General features: G+C 41.1%; 23 protein-coding genes, 1 other RNA gene and 1 riboswitch. Of the genes, 8 read left to right on the top strand and 16 right to left on the bottom strand.

The genetic code is table 11. From position 1 onward, the window contains the following. Positions 1-26: 26 nt before the first annotated feature. From QMN06_RS02985 to apbC, 7 genes are all read right to left on the bottom strand, one after another. Entirely contained in the window at positions 27-2999 is a 2973-nt protein-coding gene (locus tag QMN06_RS02985) for a formate dehydrogenase subunit alpha (RefSeq protein WP_281971043.1), read from the bottom strand. A gap of 26 nt (positions 3000-3025) precedes the next feature. Further along, positions 3026-3229: a hypothetical protein gene (locus tag QMN06_RS02980; RefSeq protein WP_281971042.1), complete on the bottom strand. Its 204-nt coding sequence runs from the start codon at positions 3227-3229 to the stop codon at positions 3026-3028. Between the two features lie 103 nt (positions 3230-3332). Further along, entirely contained in the window at positions 3333-3977 is a 645-nt protein-coding gene (locus QMN06_RS02975) for a molecular chaperone TorD family protein (RefSeq protein ID WP_281971041.1), read from the bottom strand. Between the two features lie 19 nt (positions 3978-3996). Beyond that, complete coding sequence (locus QMN06_RS02970; protein ID WP_281971040.1) at positions 3997-6108, bottom strand: 4Fe-4S binding protein; 2112 nt, start codon at positions 6106-6108, stop codon at positions 3997-3999. Then, positions 6086-6670, bottom strand: coding sequence for a DUF3306 domain-containing protein (locus tag QMN06_RS02965; protein WP_281971039.1), 585 nt, complete (start codon positions 6668-6670; stop codon positions 6086-6088). The genes QMN06_RS02970 and QMN06_RS02965 overlap by 23 nt, the downstream gene beginning before the upstream one ends. 1 nt (position 6671) lies before the next feature. Continuing rightward, positions 6672-7202, bottom strand: a complete 531-nt coding sequence (locus QMN06_RS02960; RefSeq protein ID WP_281971038.1) for a DUF3305 domain-containing protein — start codon at positions 7200-7202, stop codon at positions 6672-6674. A gap of 1 nt (position 7203) precedes the next feature. After that, positions 7204-8295 (bottom strand): iron-sulfur cluster carrier protein ApbC, encoded by a 1092-nt coding sequence (apbC, locus tag QMN06_RS02955; RefSeq protein ID WP_281971710.1) that lies wholly within the window; start codon positions 8293-8295, stop codon positions 7204-7206. A gap of 69 nt (positions 8296-8364) precedes the next feature. On the opposite strand from apbC, the gene metG reads away from it, so the two are divergent. From metG to panC, 4 genes are all read left to right on the top strand, one after another. Next, positions 8365-10074, top strand: a complete 1710-nt coding sequence (metG, locus tag QMN06_RS02950) for a methionine--tRNA ligase (protein ID WP_281971037.1) — start codon at positions 8365-8367, stop codon at positions 10072-10074. A 76-nt stretch (positions 10075-10150) separates the two neighbouring features. After that, the gene (locus QMN06_RS02945) at positions 10151-10339 is read left to right on the top strand and encodes a DUF3460 family protein (protein WP_281971036.1); all 189 of its coding nucleotides are present in this window, start codon (positions 10151-10153) and stop codon (positions 10337-10339) included. Next, positions 10332-11162 carry a ScpA family protein gene (locus tag QMN06_RS02940; RefSeq protein ID WP_281971035.1) on the top strand — a complete coding sequence of 277 codons (831 nt, stop codon included), beginning with the start codon at positions 10332-10334 and terminating at the stop codon, positions 11160-11162. The genes QMN06_RS02945 and QMN06_RS02940 overlap by 8 nt, the downstream gene beginning before the upstream one ends. Then, entirely contained in the window at positions 11159-12010 is an 852-nt protein-coding gene (gene panC, locus QMN06_RS02935; protein ID WP_281971034.1) for a pantoate--beta-alanine ligase, read from the top strand. The genes QMN06_RS02940 and panC overlap by 4 nt, the downstream gene beginning before the upstream one ends. Here panC and QMN06_RS02930 read toward each other — a convergent pair. Both QMN06_RS02930 and QMN06_RS02925 read right to left on the bottom strand, forming a co-directional pair. After that, complete coding sequence (locus QMN06_RS02930) at positions 12007-12363, bottom strand: MarR family transcriptional regulator (protein WP_281971033.1); 357 nt, start codon at positions 12361-12363, stop codon at positions 12007-12009. The two genes, panC and QMN06_RS02930, sit on opposite strands and share 4 nt — an antisense overlap. Then, a complete protein-coding gene (locus tag QMN06_RS02925) occupies positions 12344-12715 on the bottom strand; it encodes a DUF6516 family protein (RefSeq protein WP_281971032.1) in 372 nt (123 codons plus the stop codon). Before QMN06_RS02925 ends, QMN06_RS02930 begins: the two co-directional genes overlap by 20 nt. Before the next feature lie 189 nt (positions 12716-12904). Between QMN06_RS02925 and QMN06_RS02920 the strand changes: the two genes are divergently transcribed. Then, positions 12905-13228, top strand: coding sequence for a hypothetical protein (locus tag QMN06_RS02920; RefSeq protein ID WP_281971031.1), 324 nt, complete (start codon positions 12905-12907; stop codon positions 13226-13228). 52 nt (positions 13229-13280) lie between these two features. On the opposite strand, the gene QMN06_RS02915 is transcribed toward QMN06_RS02920, so the two are convergent. Further along, positions 13281-15338, bottom strand: a complete 2058-nt coding sequence (locus tag QMN06_RS02915) for a TonB-dependent receptor (protein WP_281971030.1) — start codon at positions 15336-15338, stop codon at positions 13281-13283. A gap of 78 nt (positions 15339-15416) precedes the next feature. Next, positions 15417-15641, bottom strand: a riboswitch (cobalamin riboswitch). Between the two features lie 11 nt (positions 15642-15652). Between QMN06_RS02915 and QMN06_RS02910 the strand changes: the two genes are divergently transcribed. The 3 genes from QMN06_RS02910 to QMN06_RS02900 all read left to right on the top strand — a co-directional run bounded on the left by QMN06_RS02910 (position 15653) and on the right by QMN06_RS02900 (position 17272). Then, the gene (locus QMN06_RS02910; protein ID WP_281971029.1) at positions 15653-15904 is read left to right on the top strand and encodes a hypothetical protein; all 252 of its coding nucleotides are present in this window, start codon (positions 15653-15655) and stop codon (positions 15902-15904) included. A 313-nt stretch (positions 15905-16217) separates the two neighbouring features. Beyond that, positions 16218-16436, top strand: a non-coding RNA gene (gene ssrS, locus QMN06_RS02905) — 6S RNA. Between the two features lie 14 nt (positions 16437-16450). Then, positions 16451-17272: a sulfite exporter TauE/SafE family protein gene (locus tag QMN06_RS02900; protein ID WP_281971709.1), complete on the top strand. Its 822-nt coding sequence runs from the start codon at positions 16451-16453 to the stop codon at positions 17270-17272. Positions 17273-17277: 5 nt separating this feature from the next. Here QMN06_RS02900 and QMN06_RS02895 read toward each other — a convergent pair whose 3' ends face one another. From QMN06_RS02895 to QMN06_RS02870, 6 genes are all read right to left on the bottom strand, one after another. Then, positions 17278-18501: a CaiB/BaiF CoA-transferase family protein gene (locus tag QMN06_RS02895; RefSeq protein ID WP_281971028.1), complete on the bottom strand. Its 1224-nt coding sequence runs from the start codon at positions 18499-18501 to the stop codon at positions 17278-17280. A gap of 78 nt (positions 18502-18579) precedes the next feature. Continuing rightward, positions 18580-19539 carry a tripartite tricarboxylate transporter substrate binding protein gene (locus QMN06_RS02890; protein WP_281971027.1) on the bottom strand — a complete coding sequence of 320 codons (960 nt, stop codon included), beginning with the start codon at positions 19537-19539 and terminating at the stop codon, positions 18580-18582. A 45-nt stretch (positions 19540-19584) separates the two neighbouring features. Next, on the bottom strand, positions 19585-20874 hold the full coding sequence (locus QMN06_RS02885) for a malonyl-CoA decarboxylase (RefSeq protein WP_281971026.1): 1290 nt from the start codon (positions 20872-20874) through the stop codon (positions 19585-19587). Between the two features lie 68 nt (positions 20875-20942). Further along, a complete protein-coding gene (lgt, locus tag QMN06_RS02880) occupies positions 20943-21728 on the bottom strand; it encodes a prolipoprotein diacylglyceryl transferase (protein ID WP_281971025.1) in 786 nt (261 codons plus the stop codon). Continuing rightward, complete coding sequence (locus QMN06_RS02875) at positions 21725-22192, bottom strand: DNA polymerase III subunit chi (protein ID WP_281971024.1); 468 nt, start codon at positions 22190-22192, stop codon at positions 21725-21727. The genes lgt and QMN06_RS02875 overlap by 4 nt, the downstream gene beginning before the upstream one ends. 4 nt (positions 22193-22196) lie before the next feature. After that, on the bottom strand, positions 22197-23780 hold the full coding sequence (locus QMN06_RS02870) for a leucyl aminopeptidase (RefSeq protein WP_281971023.1): 1584 nt from the start codon (positions 23778-23780) through the stop codon (positions 22197-22199). Positions 23781-23805: the final 25 nt, after the last annotated feature.

Here is a 23805-nt window from a genome sequence, read left to right as displayed (position 1 = left end):
ATATTTTCCTCTGATCTTTTACTGGTTTAGGCAAATTTTTCAATTTGACATACTGTCGTTTTGGTCTCTTGCATCATCGTCACTGTGTCATAACCATAGGTTGTCACGTTATTCACAGGTTCACCACGAACGATTGGGGCAGCACCTTCTGGATAGTATTTCAACATATCTTTGCCTTCATACCAGCCTGAGAAGTGGAACGGAATAAAGGCATGTTCAGCATCGACTCGGTTGGTCACCATTGCTCGAACTTTGATCTTTGCCCCTGTTGGACTTTTAACCCAGACATAATCGTTATTTTTAATTCCGCGATCAGCTGCAGCTTTTGGATTAATTTCAACAAAGTTTTCTTGTTGCAATTCAGCAAGCCAAGGATTCGATCTAGTTTCTTCACCACCACCTTCATACTCCACTAAACGACCTGAAGTAAGAACAATTGGGAACTTCTCATAAACCTTGTCCGCAATATTCTTGTCTTGTACTGTTTTATACAATGTCGGTAATCTCCAGAAGGCTTTTTTATCACCTTGCGCAGGATATTTTGCGGTTAAATCTGGGCGGTTACCATACAAAGGCTCACGATGTTTCGGAATCGGATCTGGGAAGTTCCAAACAACTGCACGAGCTTTTGCGTTACCAAATGGATGACAATTATGTACTTTAATCACCACACGCTGGATACCTCCAGATAAGTCAGTCTTCCAGTTCTTGCCTTCAGCTGCTTTTTGTTCAGCTTCAGTTAAATCTGACCACCATCCGAGTTTTTTCAGTAAGACGTGATCGAACTCAGGATAACCAGTTTTGATGTCGGCATCTTTTGAGTAAGACCCATCATCAGCCAACAAACTAACGCCATCTTTTTCCACACCAAAGTTGGCGCGGAAATTACCACCACCATCCATCACTGTTTTACTTGTGTCATAAAGGTTTGGCGATCCTGGATGTTTAAGTTCGGCGGTACCCCAACATGGCCATGGCAAACCAAAATAATCACCCGTAGTGTCATACCCAGTTTCTTTATCCACTCCACCTTTTGACTTCAATGTCTTAGGATCGAAGAGATGCATGTTACGCATATGCGCCTTAAGGCGATCAGGGGTTTGACCTGTGTAACCAATGGTCCAGCAAGAACGATTGATTTCTGTGAGGATCGATTCAATTTGTGGCTCTTTCCAATCTTTGCCAGCAAATTTAGAGTCCATCATCTTGAAGTTTTTCGATAACTCAGTTCCAAATCCAAGTCGATCAGCAAAAGCTTGCATCAACACATGGTCAGGAACAGACTCAAAGAGTGGGTTAATGACTTTTTCACGCCATTGAATCGAACGATTCGAAGCAGTACATGTTCCGGATGTTTCAAATTGTGTTGCAGCCGGCAACAAATAGACTTGGCGATTGGCGACTGGCGTAGATCCCTCAATCGTCATCGCAGCCATACCTGCAGTAGCACTTGGGTATGGATCAACCACTACTAAGAGCTCTAGTGCATCCATCGCTCTTTGCATATCCACACCACGCGTTTGTGAGTTCGGTGCATGACCCCAAAAAAACAGACCTTTTACATTACTAGGTTGATCGATGAGTTCATTCTTTTCAAGAACTGCATCTACCCAACGAGAAACCGTCGTTCCAGATTTCTCCATCATGCCAGGTGAGTACTGCGCCTTAATCCAGTCGTAATCTACATCCCAAACTTTAGCAAAGTGCTTCCATGAGCCTGCTGCCAAACCGTAATAGCCCGGCAACGAATCTGGATTAGGGCCAACGTCTGTTGCACCTTGCACGTTATCGTGACCACGGAAAATATTCGTACCACCACCAGATTTTCCAACATTACCTAATGCCAATTGCACAAGGCAAGACATTCTAACGATGGCATTACCCGTTGTATGCTGAGTTTGTCCCATACACCATACAAGTGTTGATGGGCGATTTTTTGCCATCGTTTCAGCCACTTGATAGACCTGCGCCTCAGGAACGCCACATGCCTCTTCAACTGTCTTAGGGTCCCACTTTTCTAAAGCTTCTTTTTTAATTTGATCCATGCCATGAACACGAGCCTTCAAATAGTCTTTATCTTCCCAACCATTTTTGAAGATGTGATACAAAACACCGTACAAAAACGGTATATCACTACCAGAACGAATCCGTACATATTGATCAGACTTGGCGGCTGTTCTTGTGTAGCGAGGATCAACAACGATTACCTTACAACCGTTCTCTTTGGCATGTAGCAAGTGCAACATAGATACTGGATGTGCTTCAGCAGCATTCGAGCCAATATACAAAGCGGCTTTGGCATTTTGCATATCGTTGTAACTATTCGTCATGGCACCGTAACCCCAAGTATTCGCTACCCCAGCTACCGTAGTAGAGTGGCAAATTCGCGCTTGGTGATCGGTATTGTTGGTACCAAAGAATGATACAAATTTACGAAGTAAATAAGCTTGTTCATTGTTGTGCTTTGATGAACCAATAAAGAACAATGAATCAGGTCCATTGTCAGCCTTGAGTTGCTTCATCTTGGCAGTAATCTCTTCAAGGGCAGTATCCCATGAGATGCGCTTGTACTTGCCATCAACTAACTTCATTGGATATTTGAGACGATGCTCGCCATGACCATGCTCACGCAAGGCGGCACCTTTGGCACAGTGGGCTCCCATATTGATAGGAGAGTCAAACACGGCCTCTTGTCTTGTCCAAACACCATTTTCAACCACGGCATCTACTGCACAACCTACTGAGCAATGAGAACAGACGGTACGTTTAACAACAATACCTTTTTCTCCACCTGGATTGGGTTTAGAGCCCATGGCATCGGCTTTTTTCACTAATGTCAATTGTGAGCCAGCAATACCAACTCCAACACCTAAACCTGAGCGCTTTAAAAAAGCACGACGGTCCATGGTTGGGATGATGTTATCAAGGCCTCTTGCTAAATGTTGTACAAAATGCTGCGAAGAAGCAGCGCGACTACTGGATTTACGTGTCAGATTCATAGGAAATGTTCCTTAAAAGGGAATGCTTAAACTAAAGTCGTTTTGTAATACTTCTTAATATGTTCCGTGAGCTGATAGCCCTTTTTTTCTGGCTTGAGCACTTCCTCGACCTGAGCAATCACTTTGGTCCCTGGCGCTGTTTTAGAAAGAACAACCGCTGTACCAGCGATTGCAGCGGCACCTGCAAAAAAATGCCGACGATTAAGTTGTTTTGCTGTTGTTTTAGACATTTTAATTTCCTTTATAACTTATTGAATTTATATCTAATTTCTAATTTCTCTTATTATCCAACAATTTTATCGCTTGAGTATCCCCCAGATGCTAGTACTTACCCTAGAGCATGTCAAAAGCCTGACCTTCGATTGCAAAAAAGGTACCTGCTAGCGCTCCAACTAAGGCGTAATATTTTAAATTAGGATGATTTTGAAGGGTCTCAAATAACTCACTAGACCATGTGCGGATGTGTTGGTCAAAAAAGATTTTTTGCTGAGTGAGATTACAAACACCCAAATCTTCTCCCGCAATCAAATACCTCATGACTTCACACAAACAAGCAATGTGATCCTCGGTTTCAGTAATATCTGATGAGGCTTGTAAGCCCAATTTTTGTAGGTCGCCACGCAAGGCAGCCAAGGGTTTTTCATTTAAAAAACCTGTTAAATAATACGATCCGTATAAAAAAATCTCTTGTTTTCCAACGCCAATAAACGCATTTTCATACTCTTCTTGCCAATCTTGGGCCCTGGAATCTTTTGCCATCTCTACCAGATCTAGCCATGGTCCATGTAGCAAGGATGCTTCATCTTGCTGCCCAACTTCGACATCTTGACCAAATTGTGCGATTTTTTCCAAAAGTTCTGTGGACGGTGCTTCATAAAACAATAAAGCAAGTAAGCCATATAAATCGGCTCTCGCCAAATCCTCAGGGGATAAATTAGTATCTAAATCTAGAGATGTTTGCGGATGGTTTTCTGTCATATCAATTTTGAGATTATTTTTAAGATTGCATCATGTCAATCACACGGCAATCACTACACATTTTTAAGCGCTTTTGTGCTTCCCCCGAAAATGCTGGATGCCCACCAATTTTGGCCAACATGGTTTCCATCATTTTTTCGGTAGCAAACGGTTTGGCGCATTTAATGCAATGAAACGGTTTTGTTTCATTTAAAGTGACGCGTGTTTTACGTTGCTCAATCGTTTTTAATCTAGGCTGCAAGGTCAGTGCATTCTCTGGACAAGTGATTTGGCACAAGCCACACTGTACGCAATTTTTTTCAATAAAGCCTAATTGTGGAATCTCTAAATGATCGAGTAACGCCCCCTCAGGGCAGGCACTCACACACGACATACAAAGTGTGCAAGAGTCTTGATTGATTGCAAGACCGCCGATGCAAGAGGCAGAGCTGAGTGGTATAGCTTCATCTTCCCCAAGAGCAAGTGGGGCATGTTCAAGCAAATGTTCTAAAGACATCTCTAAGGTGGCGCGCTTTTCTTTTGCAAAGGCAAAACTAGCTGATGGAACCAAGCACTCTTGAGATTGAAGTTGCGATAGCGATTGATCTAACAAGATAAGATCTTCAAGATGCTCTGGCTTTTTAGTGGCACTCATCTCAATCAGATGAATTCTTTCTTGGTACCCCAAGCCAAGCAAAATCTCTGAACTAATCTTGATTTGATCTTTGAGCATACCAAGATACTGGGGCGATTCCTCGCCGCTAGCTAAGATCGCTATTTCTGCAACGCCATGGGTCAACATCCCTAACCATAGATCGATTCCTGTAGAAGCAATGTGATGAAGAGATATTGGAATGACTTGCGCAGGGATTCCGTTGATTTTTTTGGAGTGTAGTTTAGATGCTCTACCTAAAGCATTGATCCACTGATCTCCCCCTTCCACTCCCGAATGAAAGAGTACTGTTGGAGAGGCGCCAGAAATCGCTGTCTTAGCGAATGTATCAACCATGGTTTTAAATTTTGTACCTAAATACGGCACGGTTGGGTTTGCATAGGTCATCGCCCCAGAGGGACATGCCGTAGCACAAGCTCCACAGCCCATACATAAATGGGGATTAACACTGACTCGGCCTTTACCAGCCTCAAAGATGGAGGTAATTGCCTGTGTAGAACAAATGTCTATACAAGCATTACACCCCACTTGGCCATTACGTCCATGTGCACAAATTTTTTCTTGATAAGCAAAAAAACGGGGCTTTTCAAATTCACCAATGGAGTTATTGACCTGATTCACTACTTGCGCTTGCTTTATAGGATCTAAGCCAGTAAAGAAGTATCCTTTGGGTGGCTCTGGCATTTTCATGCAAGACTCAGGGTGCAAGTCAACAATCACATCAAATTCATCTTCCAAAAGAGTATCTTTTTTCTGAAACTGAATCGCGCCAATAGCGCCACAAGCTTTTTCACATTCCTGATGTGATTTACAAGCTTGCATGTCAATTTGAAAACTTTCATCAATCGCTTGTTCTGGGCAAGCATCAATGCACGCTCCACAACGTGTACATAAATCTAATTGAATAGGATTAGAGGACTGCCACGAAACTTTAAATTTCCCCAAAAATCCCGAGACCTCTTGGATATTTGCATTGACGATCATGTAATTCTTTTGTATTGGCAATATTGCACGATCATTCACAATCACGGTCACCGCTAAATCCTGTGCAAGTTCTTGTGCCAAAGCAAATGCTGTTTTACCCGGTCCAATAATGCATACCCGACCTCGGGTACTGTCGTAACTAACCGTTGGCAATGGCTCTGGTGCTGGTAACTTAGCTAATTCCAGAAGGGTGGCTATTTTCGGTAATGCCTTTTGACTGTCTCGTCCCCAACCTGCTGTCTCACGAATATTGATAAACTGAATCGGTGCAACCAAGGGTTTTTCAGATTGCATGCTAATGGCATTAAATAGTTCACGCTCCTGTGTGCAAGCGACCACAATGGTTTCATCCCCAGCAACTTCTTTAATAAATGCGCCAATTTCCTGTCGGCATAATCCATCATAAATTTTTTCGTGACCTTCTACATACTTTTTAAAAAAAGCATCCTCTAGAGGCATTGTGTGATTACAGCTACAGACGAGTGTCCGAGTCATCAGATAATCCTTTAGTCATCGTTATTTGGTCCTCTTGATTCTCCTGCGAAACATCTTCCATTTCTGCATGATTAACTTGTAGAGCTTGTTCATTTACATCAAGATTGGGTTGATTTTCTGATAAAACAAGATCCGGTAATTTTTCTTCTACCTTGTTAAACAAACCTAACATGGAAGACTGAACCATTTTTTCTAACATTCCCGGTGGCAATGGATCTTCTTTTGAATAATCACCAATATAGATATCTAAGCCATCCATGATGTTGTAATGCGGGTCGGAAAACAGTTTTTTCATGGCGGCATGATGCACATCTTCCCCCACATCAGCATTCACAAATGAAGAAAAATCGGAGTCTTTATTTAGTCTCTCTACATCATCTAAAGTTGGTCCAACACTTTCAGTGATAGATTTTTCTTCTAAATCCTTGACAAGCTGTTGATCAAGCACTTCGGGGCTCAAAGTTTCTTTGACTTCAGTTTGCTCTTCAGTTGGTGTTTCAATAGGTAGTGACTTAGTCTGTGATTGTTTTAAGTCTGACCAACGCTTGAAAAAGTTACTCATTTTATGGCGCCTTTTGATCTACGCCACGAGCTGCGCCTTTAAATGATTCTGGTCGATGTCTTTTTTTCACTTGTGGACGGTAATTTTCTGCAACAAATTGCTGAAGTGACTCCAAGATGAGTGGGTCAAGTGCAATTTGATCTACTTGCTCTCCTCCGTCAAGAAGTCTGGCTGCTTCGTTGTAACTTAACATCACTCGATGAGGAACTGCAGTCGCTTCTTCTAGCGAAGGTATTTCCTCCAAACGCCACATGACAAACCAACATGGTTTTTCACTACTGACATTTAAAAAATAACCTTCTGCCTCATCGACGTAGACATCAAGATCAAATCCTGTGAAAAGCCACCGGCAACCCTGATGATTATCGGACAGTCGATATGCACGAATCTGATCTACAGCAAAAGCTTCTTGAATCGTGTATTCGGCAAATTGCCCCATATCAACACTCACCTCTTCCAAAACCCATTGATGTGTAATCCAGGGATTTTCTATTGGTTGATGTCGCATCACGACGGCAAGCTTGATTCCCATATTAAGTGTTTTGAACCACAATACTTGGAAACTTACTAGTCATGTCTTTTGACATATTTGCAATCTGAATGGCTACTTGTCTTGCAATGGCTTTATAACTTGCACTAATTGCACTATCAGGCTCAGCAACTACGGGCGGACGCCCAGCATCTGACTGCTCACGAATGGATAAATTAAGTGGCAAACTGCCCAAAAATGGCACTTGATAATCTTTACACATTTTTTCGCCACCACCGGTCCCAAAAATATGCTCCGTATGGCCGCAACTTGGACAAACATAAGTGCTCATATTTTCCACAATGCCCAAAATTGGAATTCCGACCTTTTCAAACATCTTAAGACCTTTTCTAGCGTCTAATAATGCAATATCTTGAGGGGTTGTAACAATCACAGCACCTGTTACTGGTACCTTTTGTGACAATGTTAATTGAATATCTCCTGTACCAGGTGGCATATCTACAATTAAATAATCCAATTGCTGCCAATTTGTTTGTCGTAATAATTGCTCTAGTGCAGAAGTAACCATCGGTCCTCGCCATACCATCGGACTATCTTCTTCAATTAAAAAACCAATGGAACTGACTTGAAGACCATGACCTTGCATCGGTTCAATCGAGTTTTCTGCATAGGAGTCAGGCCTTCCGGAGATGCCCAACATCATGGGCATACTTGGGCCATAAATATCGGCATCTAAAATGCCAACTCTTGCACCTTCAGTGGATAAAGCTAGAGCAAGATTGACTGCTGTAGTGGATTTTCCAACACCACCTTTACCGCTGGCGATAGCAATAATATTTTTTACTTCGGGTAAGAGTTTGACGCCTCTTTGAACGGCGTGTGAAACAATCTCCATCGAGATATTCACGCTCACATTTTTTACTCCTGGTAATTCTCGAACAGCCCCAATACAAGCTTTGCGAATGAGATCAAATTGGCTTTTAGATGGATATCCTAGTACAACGTCAAACATGACCTCATCACCATCCACTTTGATGTTTTTAATCGCTTTGGAACTAACCAAATCTTTTTTGGTATTGGGGTCGATAACACCTTTTAAAACTTCCATTACTTGTTCGCTTGAAAGCTGCAAAATCTTCTCCTTAAATTGGCCTAATTTTTCACTAAATTACCCATTACTTTAATGGGATACTAAAATTGAGGTATGAAATTAAATCATAAAAGAATTTTAGTCACTTCTGCCCTCCCTTATGCCAATGGTCAAATTCATATTGGACATTTGGTGGAATACATTCAAACTGATATTTGGGTGCGCTTTTTACGCATGCAAAATCATGAAATCTACTACATCGGTGCTGATGATACACATGGAACGCCAATTATGTTGCGTGCCCAGGCAGAAAATATATCTCCCCAAGAGCTGATTGATAGAGTATGGCACGAACATAAGAAGGATTTTGATGACTTTTTGATTTCTTTTGATCATTACGGCTCTACTAACTCCCCAGAAAATCAAACTCTTTCTGAAGATATCTACAAAAGCCTGCGAAGTGCTGATTTAATTGAGAAAAAATCGATTGAACAAGCTTATGATCCGGTCAAAGGCATGTTTCTGCCAGACCGTTTTATCAAGGGTGAATGCCCAAAATGTCGCTCCAAAGATCAATATGGTGACTCGTGTGAAAAATGTGGCGCAACCTATTCGCCAACTGATTTAATTAACCCTTTTTCAGTAGTCAGTGGTGCCACTCCAATTAAAAAAATCTCTGAACACTATTTTTTCAAATTATCTGATCCAAGATGTGAGGCTTTTTTAAGGGACTGGACGCAGGTGAAAACTCCTTTGCAGCCCGAAGCACGCAACAAAATGAAAGAATGGGTGGGTGAGCCTGGGGAGAGTAAATTAAGTAATTGGGATATTTCTCGAGATGAACCCTATTTTGGTTTTCAGATTCCAGATGCGCCAGGGAAATACTTTTACGTTTGGCTAGACGCTCCAATTGGTTATTTCGCTAGTTTTAAAATTCTGTGCGAGCGCCAAGGTCTAAGTTTTGATGAATGGGTGCGCCCAGACTCCACCACGGAGATGTATCACTTTATTGGTAAGGATATTTTATATTTCCACACGCTTTTTTGGCCAGCAACCCTTCATTTCTCAAATTACCGCACACCAACAAACGTCTTTGCGCATGGGTTTTTAACGGTCGATGGCGAAAAAATGAGTAAGTCGCGCGGCACTTTTATTACCGCCAAAAGCTTTATAGACTCTGGCCTGAACCCTGAATGGTTGCGGTATTATTTTGCGGCTAAGCTAAACGCTTCATTGGAAGATTTAGACTTAAATCTGCAAGACTTTATCGCTCGGGTCAATAGTGACCTTTTAGGCAAATACATCAATATTGCTAGTCGAAGTTCTGGATTTTTAGTCAAATGGTTTGGTGGTGTCATTTCCCCTGAGTCTCTGAATCATCCTTTAATTGATAGTCTAAAAAATGCAAGCCCAGATATTGCCCAACTCTATGAACAACGAGAGTTTGGTAAAGCTCAGCGTTCAATCATGGAATTAGCCGACAGGGTCAATATTTTTGTTGATACGAATAAACCTTGGGAAATTGCCAAATTACTCAAAACGGAAGAAACTCCTGAGAGCCTCAAGCGTTTGCAAGAGGTTTGTAGTGTCACTTTAGAGGCATTTAGGATATTGACTGTTTACCTCAAGCCTGTTTTGCCAGAATTAGCGAAGAATGTAGAGGTTTTTTTGAACATTGAGCCATTGAATTGGTCGAGCGTTGATCAAAGCTTAACAGCGAAGAATGTCATTCAACCCTATCAACATCTCATGAGCCGTGTAGATCCTGCCTTGATTGAGCGTCTCATTGACGCAAATAAGTCGACAAATCCTGTAGCAAGCTAAAATACTAAAAAATTCATGAATAATGCATAAAATAGAGCAAGATGTTCCACTGAACCACTACTGAAGAAACTAGGATATGGCGCACTATCAATCAACGATCACATTGTTTTTGAATGAACTTAAAACTAAAAATCCCGAAATCGAAAAAGGGCAATTAGAGGGTCGCGCTCTTTTATGGGATAAAAAACCTATCAGCATGGATGAACAAAAGCGAAATAAACTTGCAAGAATTCGACAAAAACCTTACGTCTACTCCAATGATTGATTCCACGCCATCCTTAATGGATGGTATGTCGGAATCGTTCGCCAAGCTGTACGGCGAACCCTTGTTTCAGTTACCAACAGACCTTTATATTCCGCCGGATGCTTTAGAGGTCTTTTTAGAGGCGTTCGAGGGTCCTTTGGACCTATTGCTATACCTGATTCGTAAACAAAACTTTAATGTGCTAGATATACCCATGGCACAGGTAACACAACAATACTTAAGCTATGTTGAACAAATACGTCACCATAATTTAGAGCTCGCTTCTGAGTATTTGCTGATGGCTGCCATGTTGATTGAAATTAAATCGCGCATGCTATTGCCTATGAAAAAAGCAGATAGCGATGAAGATGTTGAAGATCCAAGAGCAGAACTCGTGCGCCGACTCCTTGAGTATGAAAAAATGAAAATCGCTGCTCTAGAGCTCGACCGAATTCCGCAAATGGGCAGAGACTTCTTTCGTGCGCAAGGTTTTATTGATCGCACAGTCACGTTAGTTCCTCCTCAAGTTGATCTAGTCGATTTGCAAATTGCTTGGCGTGATTTACTTCATCGGGCAAAACTAACGCAACATCACACCATCACTCGCGAAACTTTATCCGTACGCGACTTCATGACGCGTATTTTAAGACGTCTACAAACACAAAAATTTGTGGAATTTAAAGAGCTCTTTGAGGATGCCATTGAAGCGGGTCAAGGCACGCAAATTCTGGTAGTTAACTTTATTGCGCTTCTTGAACTTTCTCGGGAATCCTTGGTGGAAATTACCCAAGCTGAAGCGTACGCGCCTATTTATGTTCGCTTATCGTTTAATCCCCAATCATGAAAATTATTACCAATATTCATGATTTAAGAAATCATCTTCGCGGCCAAAATCGTGCTTCCTTTGTGCCCACCATGGGCAATCTTCATGAAGGCCATTTATCTTTAATGCGCCTTGCCCGCTTACACGGTGATCCTGTAGTTGCGAGTATTTTTGTGAACCGACTACAGTTTGGCCCTAGTGAGGATTTTGATAAATATCCCCGCACATTTGAAGATGATGCAGCCAAGCTAGAAAAAGAAGGTGTCTATATTCTGTTTGCACCAACAGAAAAAGATCTCTATCCAGAGCCTCAAGATTACCGTGTTGATCCTCCAAAAGATTTGGGCGATATCCTAGAGGGTGAATTTAGACCTGGTTTTTTTAAAGGGGTTTGTACCGTTGTTTTGAAATTATTTTCTTGTGTGCAACCTAATGCTGCGGTTTTTGGTAAAAAAGATTACCAACAACTGATGATTATTAGACGTATGGCACATCAGTTTGCACTTCCAGTTGAAATCATTGGAGCGGAAACGATTCGTGCAGATGACGGCTTAGCACTCTCCTCCAGAAATGGTTATTTAAGCACTGAGGAAAGACTAGAAGCACCGCAACTGTATAGTGCTTTAAATGAGGTTAAATCGGCTTTAAATCAATCATCGTCACTGCAACTTCCCATGATCCAAGAGATTGAAGAGATGGCTAAAAATAAATTAGCGCAACGAGGTTGGGCGCCAGATTACCTCTCCGTGCGCTTAAGACATAATCTACTCTCTCCAAGTATTGAAGATTTAGCAAGTGGTCAAGAGCTTGTAGTTCTTGCTGCTGCGAAATTAGGTAAAACACGATTGATTGATAACTTAGAAATCTAGTAGGCAAATATTTGGAAGCTATCTGCCTGCACTATTGGTTTTAATGCTCGCTGATAAGGCTCCATTTTTACTAAACCATAACTAGACATGGTTTTTAAAGTGCGAGATAAATTACTTTGCTTTCTGCCCGACAAACTGGCTAATTCAGAAATAGAACTTGGCTCCATATTTTTTATCATATTTAATAAAGTACGATTTTCATCGCTGAGAACCTGAGCAAGGGAACTCATGGAAGTGAACCAAATCTTTGGCTCTCCTGATTTAACCTTATATTTACCAGAAGCGATATCAATCATTCTCTGATGGATTTCTTCCTTGGATGCGATGCCAATCTTAAGAATTTTTTTGGTCATTTTTTTGCTGTAAAACTTTGTTAACTTCATTAAAAAAATCAATTAATAATTGTTGTGGTCCTTCAAATTTATATTCAACCACAAGATCTTTACCATTTAAGTGCCTATGATCATAAGGTCGATTTTTAGTAGCACTAAATTTTTTTCTTTTTTCCTTCAATTGATGCGCATTGTCATATCCTAAAATTCGATTCCCATGAAAATCATGAAGCGTCAGTGAGTAACGTATTCCATGAGGAATTTGGTAGGATTTAACAACCTCCCATGCTTCAATTTTTACCCAATATCCTTCATCGTAAGCAATTAATTGTTCATGTAAATCCAAAAGGGTATTAAGTTCAGAATCATTCATCAATTAATTATATCAACTGATGATATAAATATTAACATAAAACCTTTTACATAGTAGTGGTTTGTGAATAAATTTTGATTTCTTTTGAATTCAACATCTCATGACAAATATATTTATTAGAAGTGTCAACTAAACCCTCCCCTGAAGACGTTATTAGCTCATGTTGTAATCCCTTTCAGGAGAAGAGTCATGAGAAAAGTCATTATTAGTATTGCTAGCCTACTTGCTCTAAGTGCAAGTTCACTTAGTTTTGCTTGGGGTCATGGTGGAGGTTGGAATCATCAGCATGGCTTTAATCCAATACCCTATGTAATTGCTGGAGCAGTGATTGGTGCTGGAGGTGCTATTGCTTATAACTCAGTTCCTGGTCCTTATTATGCGCCCCCAAGAACTTATTATGAACAACCACGTACTTATTACGCTCCGCAACCTTACGTGGTTCAACCTCAGGTAATCATGCAACCCCCTGTGGTCATGCCACCTCAACCCTATCCTTATCGTCCTTATTATTAATAAGAAGAGATAAAAAAACCGCCTCCCGGCGGTTATTTTTATGCTCATATTTTTATAAATCAAAGTTGTACTTCAGAGTTGCAAAGAAAGTTCTTGGAGGGGCAGGTTGGTAATTGTATGGTCCGTAAGGCGCTCCATACGATACCTGATTACTGCCATAAACAGCATATTGGGTGTTGGATACATTTCGAATTGTGAAGCGCGCTTCCAAAGAACGCCAGCGATACTCAGCATAAACGTCACCAAAGGCATATGAAGGCATTTTGTTATAGGCGTTTTGCTGGTCCCCATCGTAATACTGCGAACCAACATAATTAATAACTCCACCTAAAGCAAATTGATCATCTAGTTGATATCTTGCCCGCAAGTTCAAAACCAGCTGTGGCACAAAACTAACTAGATAACCATTATTTGCACCATCGGTATAAACTGCCCTCTGATATCTTGCCCCAAAGCCGAGATTAAAACGCAAACTAAGTTGAGATAAGGTATTTAAGTTCACCCCGACTCTACGAATATCTGCATCATTAATATTATTTCCGGAATTAGGGTCATATCGGATTTCGTCATGTGAATTCGTATTAAATATATTCAAATTAATTTTCGACGATGCATAGCTAAAATCTCCACCCGCTTCGTAGGTTTTATTTATTTGTGGGCGTAATACAACTCCATTAAAGAAGGGCTGATAGGTAATTGGGTCAAATCCATAATATTCATCAGTATTAGCAAAACGGTAAGACTGATTGAATTTTGCATAAATACGCTGTCCAGTTGCATAGCGATAATTGATTCCAAAATCGTATGCATTCGCAGCAAAACTGGATAAATAACTGCCGTCTGGAAACCCAAACGTATTATTTGATGAATTTAAAGAAACATCTTGTATTTGACGTCGAACTCCTCCAACCAATTCAAATTTTTCATTGATATTGAAGTTATGTAAAAAATAAAGTGAACGATTTTTCAAATTGACGTGCGACAAAGGTAAAGGCGTTGATGTGGGATATGAATTACCAGCATCTGATTGATTAAAGTCAAAGCCAAGAACGGAAGTTCCAAAGCGTTCCCAATTTGCCTTTAATCGTGGGGTTAAATCAAGTTGTCTTTTATCTTGTAAAGAAGTATTTTTGTTGTAAGTGTCATTGGTCAAACTATAGGCATTCGCGACTGAAATACTCGAAGTGTTACCGTAAGCAGCTTCCATTTCAAATAAGAAATTTTGTGCAATGCTTTTAGTTATTCCCGCCCTTGCCGAACTACCATCCTGCACAAGTCCATTACCTTTTTGATAAGGGTCTAAAAGATATGGGCTCCCTTTACCAACTTCTGCATTTAAAATAGCGTAAGGATAACTGGCTTGCGCATGGTATGCAGATGCCTCAATAAATACTGCATCATTTCCTCCCAAATGCTGAGTCAATCGTCCCTTAAATGAATTTGATAAAGCATCTGAGTTTTCTCGCCAACCATTCGTTTTTGAAGCATTTGCAGAAATGAGAACACTCGTATTATCCTGACGAGTTCTAATACTTGCGTCCCCGATGATGGTGCCAAAACTACCATATGTTAAGGATGCTTGGCTAGATTGCTTGCCACCCTCTTTAGTGATGATATTAATCACTCCTCCAGTAGCATTGTTCCCGTATTGAACACTTGCTCCACCATTAGTAATTTCAATACGCTCTATGGCACTTACAGGTACGGAATTTAATGGAGCACTTGTTGAATCAATAGGATTAATTCTGATACCATCCACCAACACTAATGTATTACTAGAAGCATTTACCCCATATCCACCCAAGTCTGGCGTTGCACCAATGCCCAGTAAACCGCCGCTTTGATTACTCATTGGAACATTGCCAACTTGTTGCAATATTTCCGCAAGATTCGTTGAAGAAGATTGCTGTATTTGTTCTTTTGTAATCACCTGAATATTGGCAGGGATGCGATCAATATTTTCTTCAAAGCGCGATCCCGACACCACCATAGTTTCTAGATTTGACTGAGCGGATACTCCTTGTGATGCTACTAGACCACCGCCTAGGATAAAAGTACAGGCGAGTTTGATCATTTGATGCTGATCAGGCAGTTTTTTTAAAGGCTTCATGAATATTCCAAATAAAAGCATCCTCTGACTTGTTCCCCGACAAGTACACGGATTTTTTGCATTGTCACTTACCCCGTAACAAAGCAATACTTGTTAGGCCGGTATCCGGGCTGACATTCACTCAAACCGCCTTCCCAGCTAAAGCCAGTGGCAAAATGGTCGAGTCGCTAAAACTTCTTAGCAGAATGCTTACCGTTGCGGGGGCAGCTCAGGTGGCCTTAACTTTTAGGGTTAAAGTTCCTGATTCCCGTTTAACTACGACTATAGAATCAAATCGTGAGCACCTTACATCTCGAATTATATACAATATTGGTATGGATCAAAATAATTCCGATATAAATATGGCGAACCCCCAGTCTCTTTCCGAGAGAATGGATGCTATCAGCGTGAAATTAGTAACACTTCAACAACAGATTAAAGTATTAGTTCAAGAAAAATCATTTATGGAAAATAAGATTTCTGATGCGCAAGGTAGGATTCAGAAAATATTGAATAAATTACCTCAGACGACTGATACCCGCCAACTCACTCTTTTAGATAACTCTGCAGAGACCCCTCATGAGTGAGCCTAAATCAATCCGTGTAGATGTTGAACTTGCTGGTCAAAAAATGGCTTTTATGACTTCATTTGAAAATGAAGATAAATTAAAAATTGCTGCACGTGCGGTGAATGATCAAATTGCTCAAATTACCTCAGGCCCTAATAAAAGTATTGAACGAGCCGCGCTAATGACTGCGGTAAGCTTTGCTGCCCAAATACAAGATTTAAAAGAGCAAATCCAAGTTAGTGCAGAACCTGGTGTGTCATCTGCAACGATGAAAGAATTAAGTAATAAATTAGACGCAATAGAAAAAGAAGTTGATATTGCGTTAGACTGTCTATCCCTGCCTGGTTCGCCAAGGTCAATAGTTCCTTGAACCGATGCTAACGCATAAGGCGCTGAACATCTGTAGTGGGCGAGCGCGCCTTGTTTTTATAGAGTATGACTTCGGGTCATATTCTCCCTGGAAATACTGACGTGCCCAAAGCTATTCTGTCGCGCCACCTTGAACTCTCTGGGTTCAGGATGACGACCTAGCGGCCAAGGCGGGGACCCACCTTTTATGAAAGAATCTTCTTGAGCTTTATTCAGATTTTGTTATTGCTGTGTTTAGGCTCAGTCACAGGCCTTATTGCTGGACTGCTGGGTATCGGCGGCGGAATGATCATGGTTCCCTTCTTAACCATCCTGTTTACTTCCTTCGAGTTTCCGCCGGAACACGTTTTACACATGGCCATCGCCACTTCGATGACAACCATTTTATTTACCGCTATTTCATCAGTGCGCGCACAACAAAAAAAGAAAATGATCCGCTGGGATATTGTGATTGCTCTCGCTCCTGGAATCATATTTGGAGGCATCGTTGGCGGTGGAAAAATATTCGCTGTACTCCAAGGCCCTTGGTTAACTGTTTTTTTTGCAAGCTTTCAGTATTTCTCGGCGTATCAAATGCTCGCGAATAAAAAACCCAAAGCAACTCGTACTTTGCCTGGTAAGGTAGGTCTATTTGGCACGGGTAGTTTAATTGGTTCAGTTTCAAGCTTGGTGGGTGCAGGCGGAGCTTTTATCTCCGTTCCTTTTATGACTTGGTGTAATGTACCAATCCATAACGCCCTTGCGACTTCATCTGCTTTGGGTTTTCCAATTGCTGTTGCCAGCGCAATCGGCTACATCATTGGGGGTCTAGAAATCAAGGATTTACCAAGCCATTCTTTGGGCTATATTTATTTACCTGCGGTTTTATGTATTTCTGCGATGAGCATGCTCACCGCATCTGTTGGTGTTCGCATTGCTCATCAACTCAATACCATTCAACTCCGCAGAATCTTCGCTATAGTTCTTATTTGCATCGCAACCTACATGCTTTGCAAAAATGTATTTCAAATCATTTAACTCTATTAAACGGTTCCTGAAGTCTTTAACTCTGCAATTTCTGCTGCAGTTTTATGCAGTACTGTTTCTAAAATTTCTTGTGTGTGCTGCCCAAGTGCCGGTGGGGGTGTTTCATATTGGATCGGTGTCGCGGAGAACTTCATCGGACTACCCACTAAGGTAACTTTACCAGCTGTGGCGTGCGGCAGCTCAATTTGCATACCTCTCGCTTGTACTTGAGGCTCTTCAAATACTTCCGCAATTGTATTAATTGGCCCATTCGCCACCCCTGCATCATCTAATAATTGAACCCATTCTTTGGTGGTTTTTTGAATAAAGATGTTACCCAATAGCTGAGTAATTTCAACACGATGATTCACTCGCTCGCCGTTGGTTGAAAATTTAGGGTCTTTTGCTAAATGCTGGCACTGCGCCACATCACAAAATTTATTAAATAAATTATCATTTCCGCATGCCAAAATGATGGCGCCATCGGCAGTTTTAAAGGATTGATACGGCACAATATTTGGATGCGCATTCCCAATCATCTTTGGAGAATTCCCTGTAGAGAAATAATTCATGGCCTGGTTTGATAAAAGTGCGACGCAAGAATCCAATAAAGCCACATCAATCCATTGACCAACGCCAGTGACAGCTCGGTGGGCAATCGCTGCACAAATCGCAACTGTCGCGTACATACCTGTGGTCATATCAATGATCGGTACACCTACGCGTTGTGGACCACCACCCGGCAGATCATCGCTTTCACCAGTAACGCTCATCAGGCCGCCCATACCCTGCGCCATAAAGTCATAACCGGGACGATCTTTATATGGTCCTGTTTGTCCAAAACCAGTTACTGAACAATAGATGATGCCAGGATTAATCGCCTTCAGGTCTTCATAGCCTAAACCGTATCTCGCCAAATCTCCAACCTTGTAGTTTTCTACAACAACGTCAACTTCTTTGGCTAAATCTTTGACTAACTGCTGTCCTTGAGCACTCGATATATCAATGGTGATTGATTTTTTGCCACGATTGGCTGCGCAGTAATAAGCAGACTCCTTAGTGATATTCCCTTGTTCATCATTTAAAAATGGTGGTGCAAAAGCACGTGAGTCATCGCCTTTTACGGGACGCTCAACTTTAATCACTTGCGCCCCTAAATCAGCTAAATTTTGCGCAGCCCAAGGACCAGCTAAAACTCTAGATAAATCAAGCACTTTAATATGAGATAAGGGACCAGACATAATAATTTCCTAATAATGAATTATTTAAAAAACAAAAAAGCACCTTACCATCAAGGTGCTTTTTAAATTGATTTTTGGTTAATCTAATTTAGCTCCGGAAGCCTTCACCACCGCAGCCCAACGCTTGATATCAGCAGATACAAACTTTGCGAAAGTATCGCCAGTCATATTGGGAGTCTCAGAGCCATTATTCATCCAAATTTCGGTAAGTTCGGGGGAGTTCATTGCCTTCGTTACTTCTGCTTGCATTTTATCGACGATATCTTGCGGTGTACCTTTAGGCGCCCATAAACCGTACCAAGTACTTACTACATAACCTGGAACTCCTGCTTCTGTAGCTGTGGGCACATTAGGGAATGCCGGTACACGTTTTTCTGAAGCAACAGCGAGTGCCTTAATCTTGCCACTTTTGATATGCTGCGAAGAAGAACCTAATCCGTCAAACATCACATCTACTTGGCCAGCAATTAAATCGGCTAATGCAGGACCTGCGCCACGATAGGGGATGTGGGTAATAAATGTTTTCGTTTGCATCTTAAATAATTCACCGGCTAAATGATGCGAACTGCCATTACCAGCACTTCCATAGTTATATTTTCCAGGGTTCTTTTTTAATAATTGAATAAATTCTTTTAGATCATTTGCTGGAACTTTAGGATTGATAACAATAACTTGTGGTGGTGATGCAACCAACATCATCGGGATGAAGCTTTTTTCAATGTCGTAGTCTAGTTTTGGATAAATGGCAGGTGCAATCGCGTGATGTGCTGCACCCATAAAAAAGGTATAACCATCTGGCGCAGCTTTAGATGCAATACTGGCTCCTAAAGTACCACCCGCACCACCTCGATTATCGATGATAATTTGCTTACCAAGATTTTTAGTTAATTGTGCAGACAAGGGTCTAGCAAAAGCATCTGTTCCTCCACCCGCTGGAAATGGAACAATGATCGTAATGGGCTTTGAAGGCCAATTATCTGCAAATGCATTCAAGGCGAAGCAACTCAAAAGTACACATATGAGTTTGTTCAAAGACATTTTTATCATTTGATTTATTTTCAAGATCATCTCCGGTTTCAATAATTAAAGTATTTTGGTAACCAATCGTGAGTAGATGACTTCACCATTCACAAAACGTTCATGATTATCCTCTATTTTGTCCAAATCGTACATATAGTTCACCATCAGACTAGCGGATTGACGTAATCCCTTTTTCGATAAATCACCTGCCCAATTAATTCGATACAACTGCGCGCCATTGCCTAAGTGGAACTTAGCAACTGGATTTCCTCCTCTTCTGACCGAAAATTTTGCTAAGTAAATAGCGCATAGTCCAATTAGCGCATTTTTTTCTTCCTCAGGAGCCGTATCCGGATGCCACCCACTCGATAATTTTTCTGGCCAAGATTGCTTCTTTAAATTAATTTGTTCAAGATACTTTGCCACTTTGGCCAAAACGGGCTGTTCTGTAAAGTTTTCACCTAAATTAGCGCCCGCAATCACCCAATCCATAAAGCCTGGAATGGGCGATAAGGTGACAAAGGTTTTTAAACTTGGGAATTCATTTTTTAAGTAAGTAGCCACTCTCTTGATCAGAAAGTTACCTAGGGATACGCCTTTTAATCCTGGCTCACAGTTACTAATTGAATAAAAAATGGCTGCTTTGAACTGAGAGGAGTCGACAGTCTCTGATTTCTTATTTACTAAAGGCCCAATGGCTGCCGAAATTTCTGGAACTAATGCAACTTCAACAAAAATGAGTGGTTCATCTGGCAACTGCGGGTGAAAGAATGCAAAGCAACGACGATCAGGCTGCAATCTTCTTCTTAAATCATCCCAGCCATCAATCTCATGAACCGCTTCATGCTGGATAATTTTTTCTAAAATATGCGCAGGTGAACGCCAGTCCACTCGGTGCATCTTTAAAAATCCTGGATTAAACCAAGATACAAACAAATGATGCAAGTCGTAATCTAATGGCTTTAAATCGGGTTGTTTGTCGAGTATTTTAATGAGATGGCGACGCATTGCCACAATCTCTTTGGTCCCACCATCAACACGGTTAATGCGTCTTAGTAACTCTTGACGTGGGGCTTCAGTAACTTTCGTTAATTGAATTAAGTTTTTACCGGTAGGATCTTGGGCATACTCTTGCGCAACTTTTAAAACAACGCTTGGATCAGGATTAAATTTTGTTGCAAGGGCGTGATAGAAACTAATTTTTTGCTCTTCATTGAGTAAGCGGTACTGACCTAAAATGTCATTAGCCATACTTGTTGAATTGGCTTCTCCACGCTCCGTCAGAATTTTTTTTGCTGCATTGATTGCTCTGGATAAAGATCTCACTTGAGATATTTTTTGCAATATGGTCATGCGTTTTTTCCCTAAAAAATGAAAGATTCAAAAACTACTAATCGAATATACTAATATAAATCAGTAACTTATTTGTCTTTTTTTGATCGAAGTAGCAAATAAGCTCCCAAAAGAATCATGGGAAGGGATAACCATTGCCCCATCGACAATCCAAAAGATAGGGTTCCTAAAAAACGATCTGGTTCACGTGTAAATTCTGCTAAAAAACGAAAGACGCCATAACCAATCATAAAAACACCGGATGTTTGCCCACTTCTACGAGGATGTCTTGCGTATAACCACAGAATGATCCCAAGCAATATTCCCTCACCAGCAAACTCATATAACTGTGATGGGTGTCGTACCAATTGATCTCCTGCTTGTGGAAAAATCATACCCCAAGCAACATCTGTTGGTCGTCCCCAAAGTTCGCCATTAATAAAGTTACCGATTCGGCCAAATGCAATCCCAAAAGGTACTAAAGGCGCAATCATATCGGCCACATGAAAAAATGGAATCTGACGCTTTCTAGAAAACCAAGCAATTGCGGCAATGACTCCTAAAAATCCACCATGAAATGCCATTCCGCCCTGCCATACTTTGAAAATATCTAAAGGATGACTTAAATAATGGCCTGGCATGTAAAACAAACAATACCCCAATCGACCACCTAAAATAACACCTAAAACAGCATAAAACAAAAGATCTTCTAAATCTTCTTTGACAAAACCCTGAGCCTTGATATGAGGTTGAGCAACTCGTAAACGTCCTAGCAATAAATATTGTATAAATGCTAAAAGGTACATCAGCCCATACCAATGCACTGCAATTGGACCTATCTGAAGTGCTACAGGATCAAATTGAGGATGAATCACTTGGCTCCCTTTTGATCATGATTGAAGAGTTCTACACCCATCGATCGATATTGTTTATAGCGTTGCCTACCAGCCAACACTTCATGCTCTGCAAGGGATACGACTTCAATCACTCGAGCAAAACGATCAGTAATTTTTTCAATATCTTCTAAAAAATCTTGTCCCAAATGAATGAAAACATCTTGATGCGGGATGTTCTGAAATTCCGATTCATCATAGACGGTTGCTAATAGAATTGGGGTGAATTCTGCAGATTCGTCATCGATTAAACAGTGCGGCAAAAACTCTTCCGCACTAAAACTCCAAAGCATTTGATTGAGTTGTTCAATGTCCGCTGATGAACCAACAATAACTATTTTTTTTATTGGCTCAGCTTCCGTGGCAAGTGAACATATTTTTCGCACGAGCCGGCACGTATAAGTTAACTTATCACCAACTTGACTATGAAAATCAACTCGAGCCACGTGCTTATTTCACCTTCATCAAATATTCTGTCAACAATGGCACCGGTCTACCAGTGGCACCTTTTGCAGCCCCACTTTTCCAAGCTGTTCCTGCAATGTCTAAATGCGCCCATGGGTAAGCATGTGTAAATCTGGATAAGTAACATGCAGCTGTAACGCTTCCTGCAGGTCTACCGCCAATATTCGCCATGTCCGCGAAATTAGATTTTAATAAGTCTTGGTATGCGTCATCTAATGGCATATGCCAAGCGGTATCCAAAGAACGTTGGCCAGCTTCTAAAAGATCTTTTACCAAATCATCATTTTTACTAAATAGACCAGTATGTACCCCACCCAAAGCAATCACACACGCTCCAGTAAGTGTTGCAATGTCAATGACTGCTTTTGGTTTAAAGCGCTCCACGTAGGTCAGCGCATCACATAAAATCAATCGACCTTCAGCGTCTGTATTTAAAATCTCAACCGTTTGACCCGACATGGTCACAACAATATCCCCAGGTCGAGTGGCTTTACCTGATGGCATGTTTTCACAGGTCGGAATGACGCCAATGACATTTTTCTTGAGGCGCATTTGCGCAACAGCTTGCATCGTGCCTAATACTGAAGCGGCACCACACATGTCGTATTTCATCTCGTCCATGCCTTCACCGGGCTTTAAAGAAATACCGCCCGTATCGAATGTAATCCCCTTACCAACAATCACAATGGGCGCCTCTTTAGCCAGACCACCTTGGTGGTGCATGATGATAAATTTTGGCGGAGAGTCGGAACCTTGAGTCACCGCCAAAAATGCCCCCATACCCAATTGTTCCATATCCTTACGCTCTAAGATTTGAACTTTTAACGCATGATCTTTACTAATCGTTTGCGCCGTTTTAGCTAAATAGCTAGGGTTGCAAATATTGGGAGGTAAATTACCGAGATCCTTTGCCAAGCTCATACCCTGTGCAACGGCCACTCCAACTCGAATGATTTCTTTCAGTGACTTTTCAAATTGAGTCGTTGTTGCAAAAGCCACGGACTTTAATGTCACGGCAATATCTTCAGGCTTGGTCTTGAATTGTTTGAACCGAACACCAAAACGATAACAAGCTTCTTCGCTCAAACTAATGGTCTGACGAATGATTTGGCTATATACGTGATCTTTTTGCTGATCAATCTCTTGATCTAACAACCAAAGTACAGTTTGAGAATTCGAAGAGATAATTACTCTTAATGCCGAGCGTGTTGCTTTTGTGTATTCGGCTAGTAATTTACTTTCAGACGTTTTTTCCGATAATTGCGTATGTTCACCTAAACCCACAATCAGGATACGTTGCGCATGTATTCCCTTACCCTTCCATGAACTATTTTGGTGAATCATCAAAGTCTCACCTACTTTTCCTGAAAAATCTTTATTTTTAATGGGCGCACTCAAGGCTCCATCAAGTAATTTATCAATTCCTGCTAAGGATTTTGGCAAGACTGACTTTGCCGCCTCTTTCATTTGGCAAAGGGGTAAAATGATACAGTCAACTGAAGAAGATAATTGTGCAGTTATACGATTTTGATCTTCAGGGAAAACTTTGGTTATAAATTTTGTTTGCATCGTGCTTTGCCTACCTCATGTTATG

Source organism: Polynucleobacter sp. SHI8, from assembly GCF_027944005.1.
In the GTDB taxonomy this organism is placed as follows: Bacteria; Pseudomonadota; Gammaproteobacteria; order Burkholderiales; family Burkholderiaceae; genus Polynucleobacter.
Note: the sequence above shows the minus strand (reverse complement) of the source record. Positions and strands in the feature narration are given on the sequence as shown.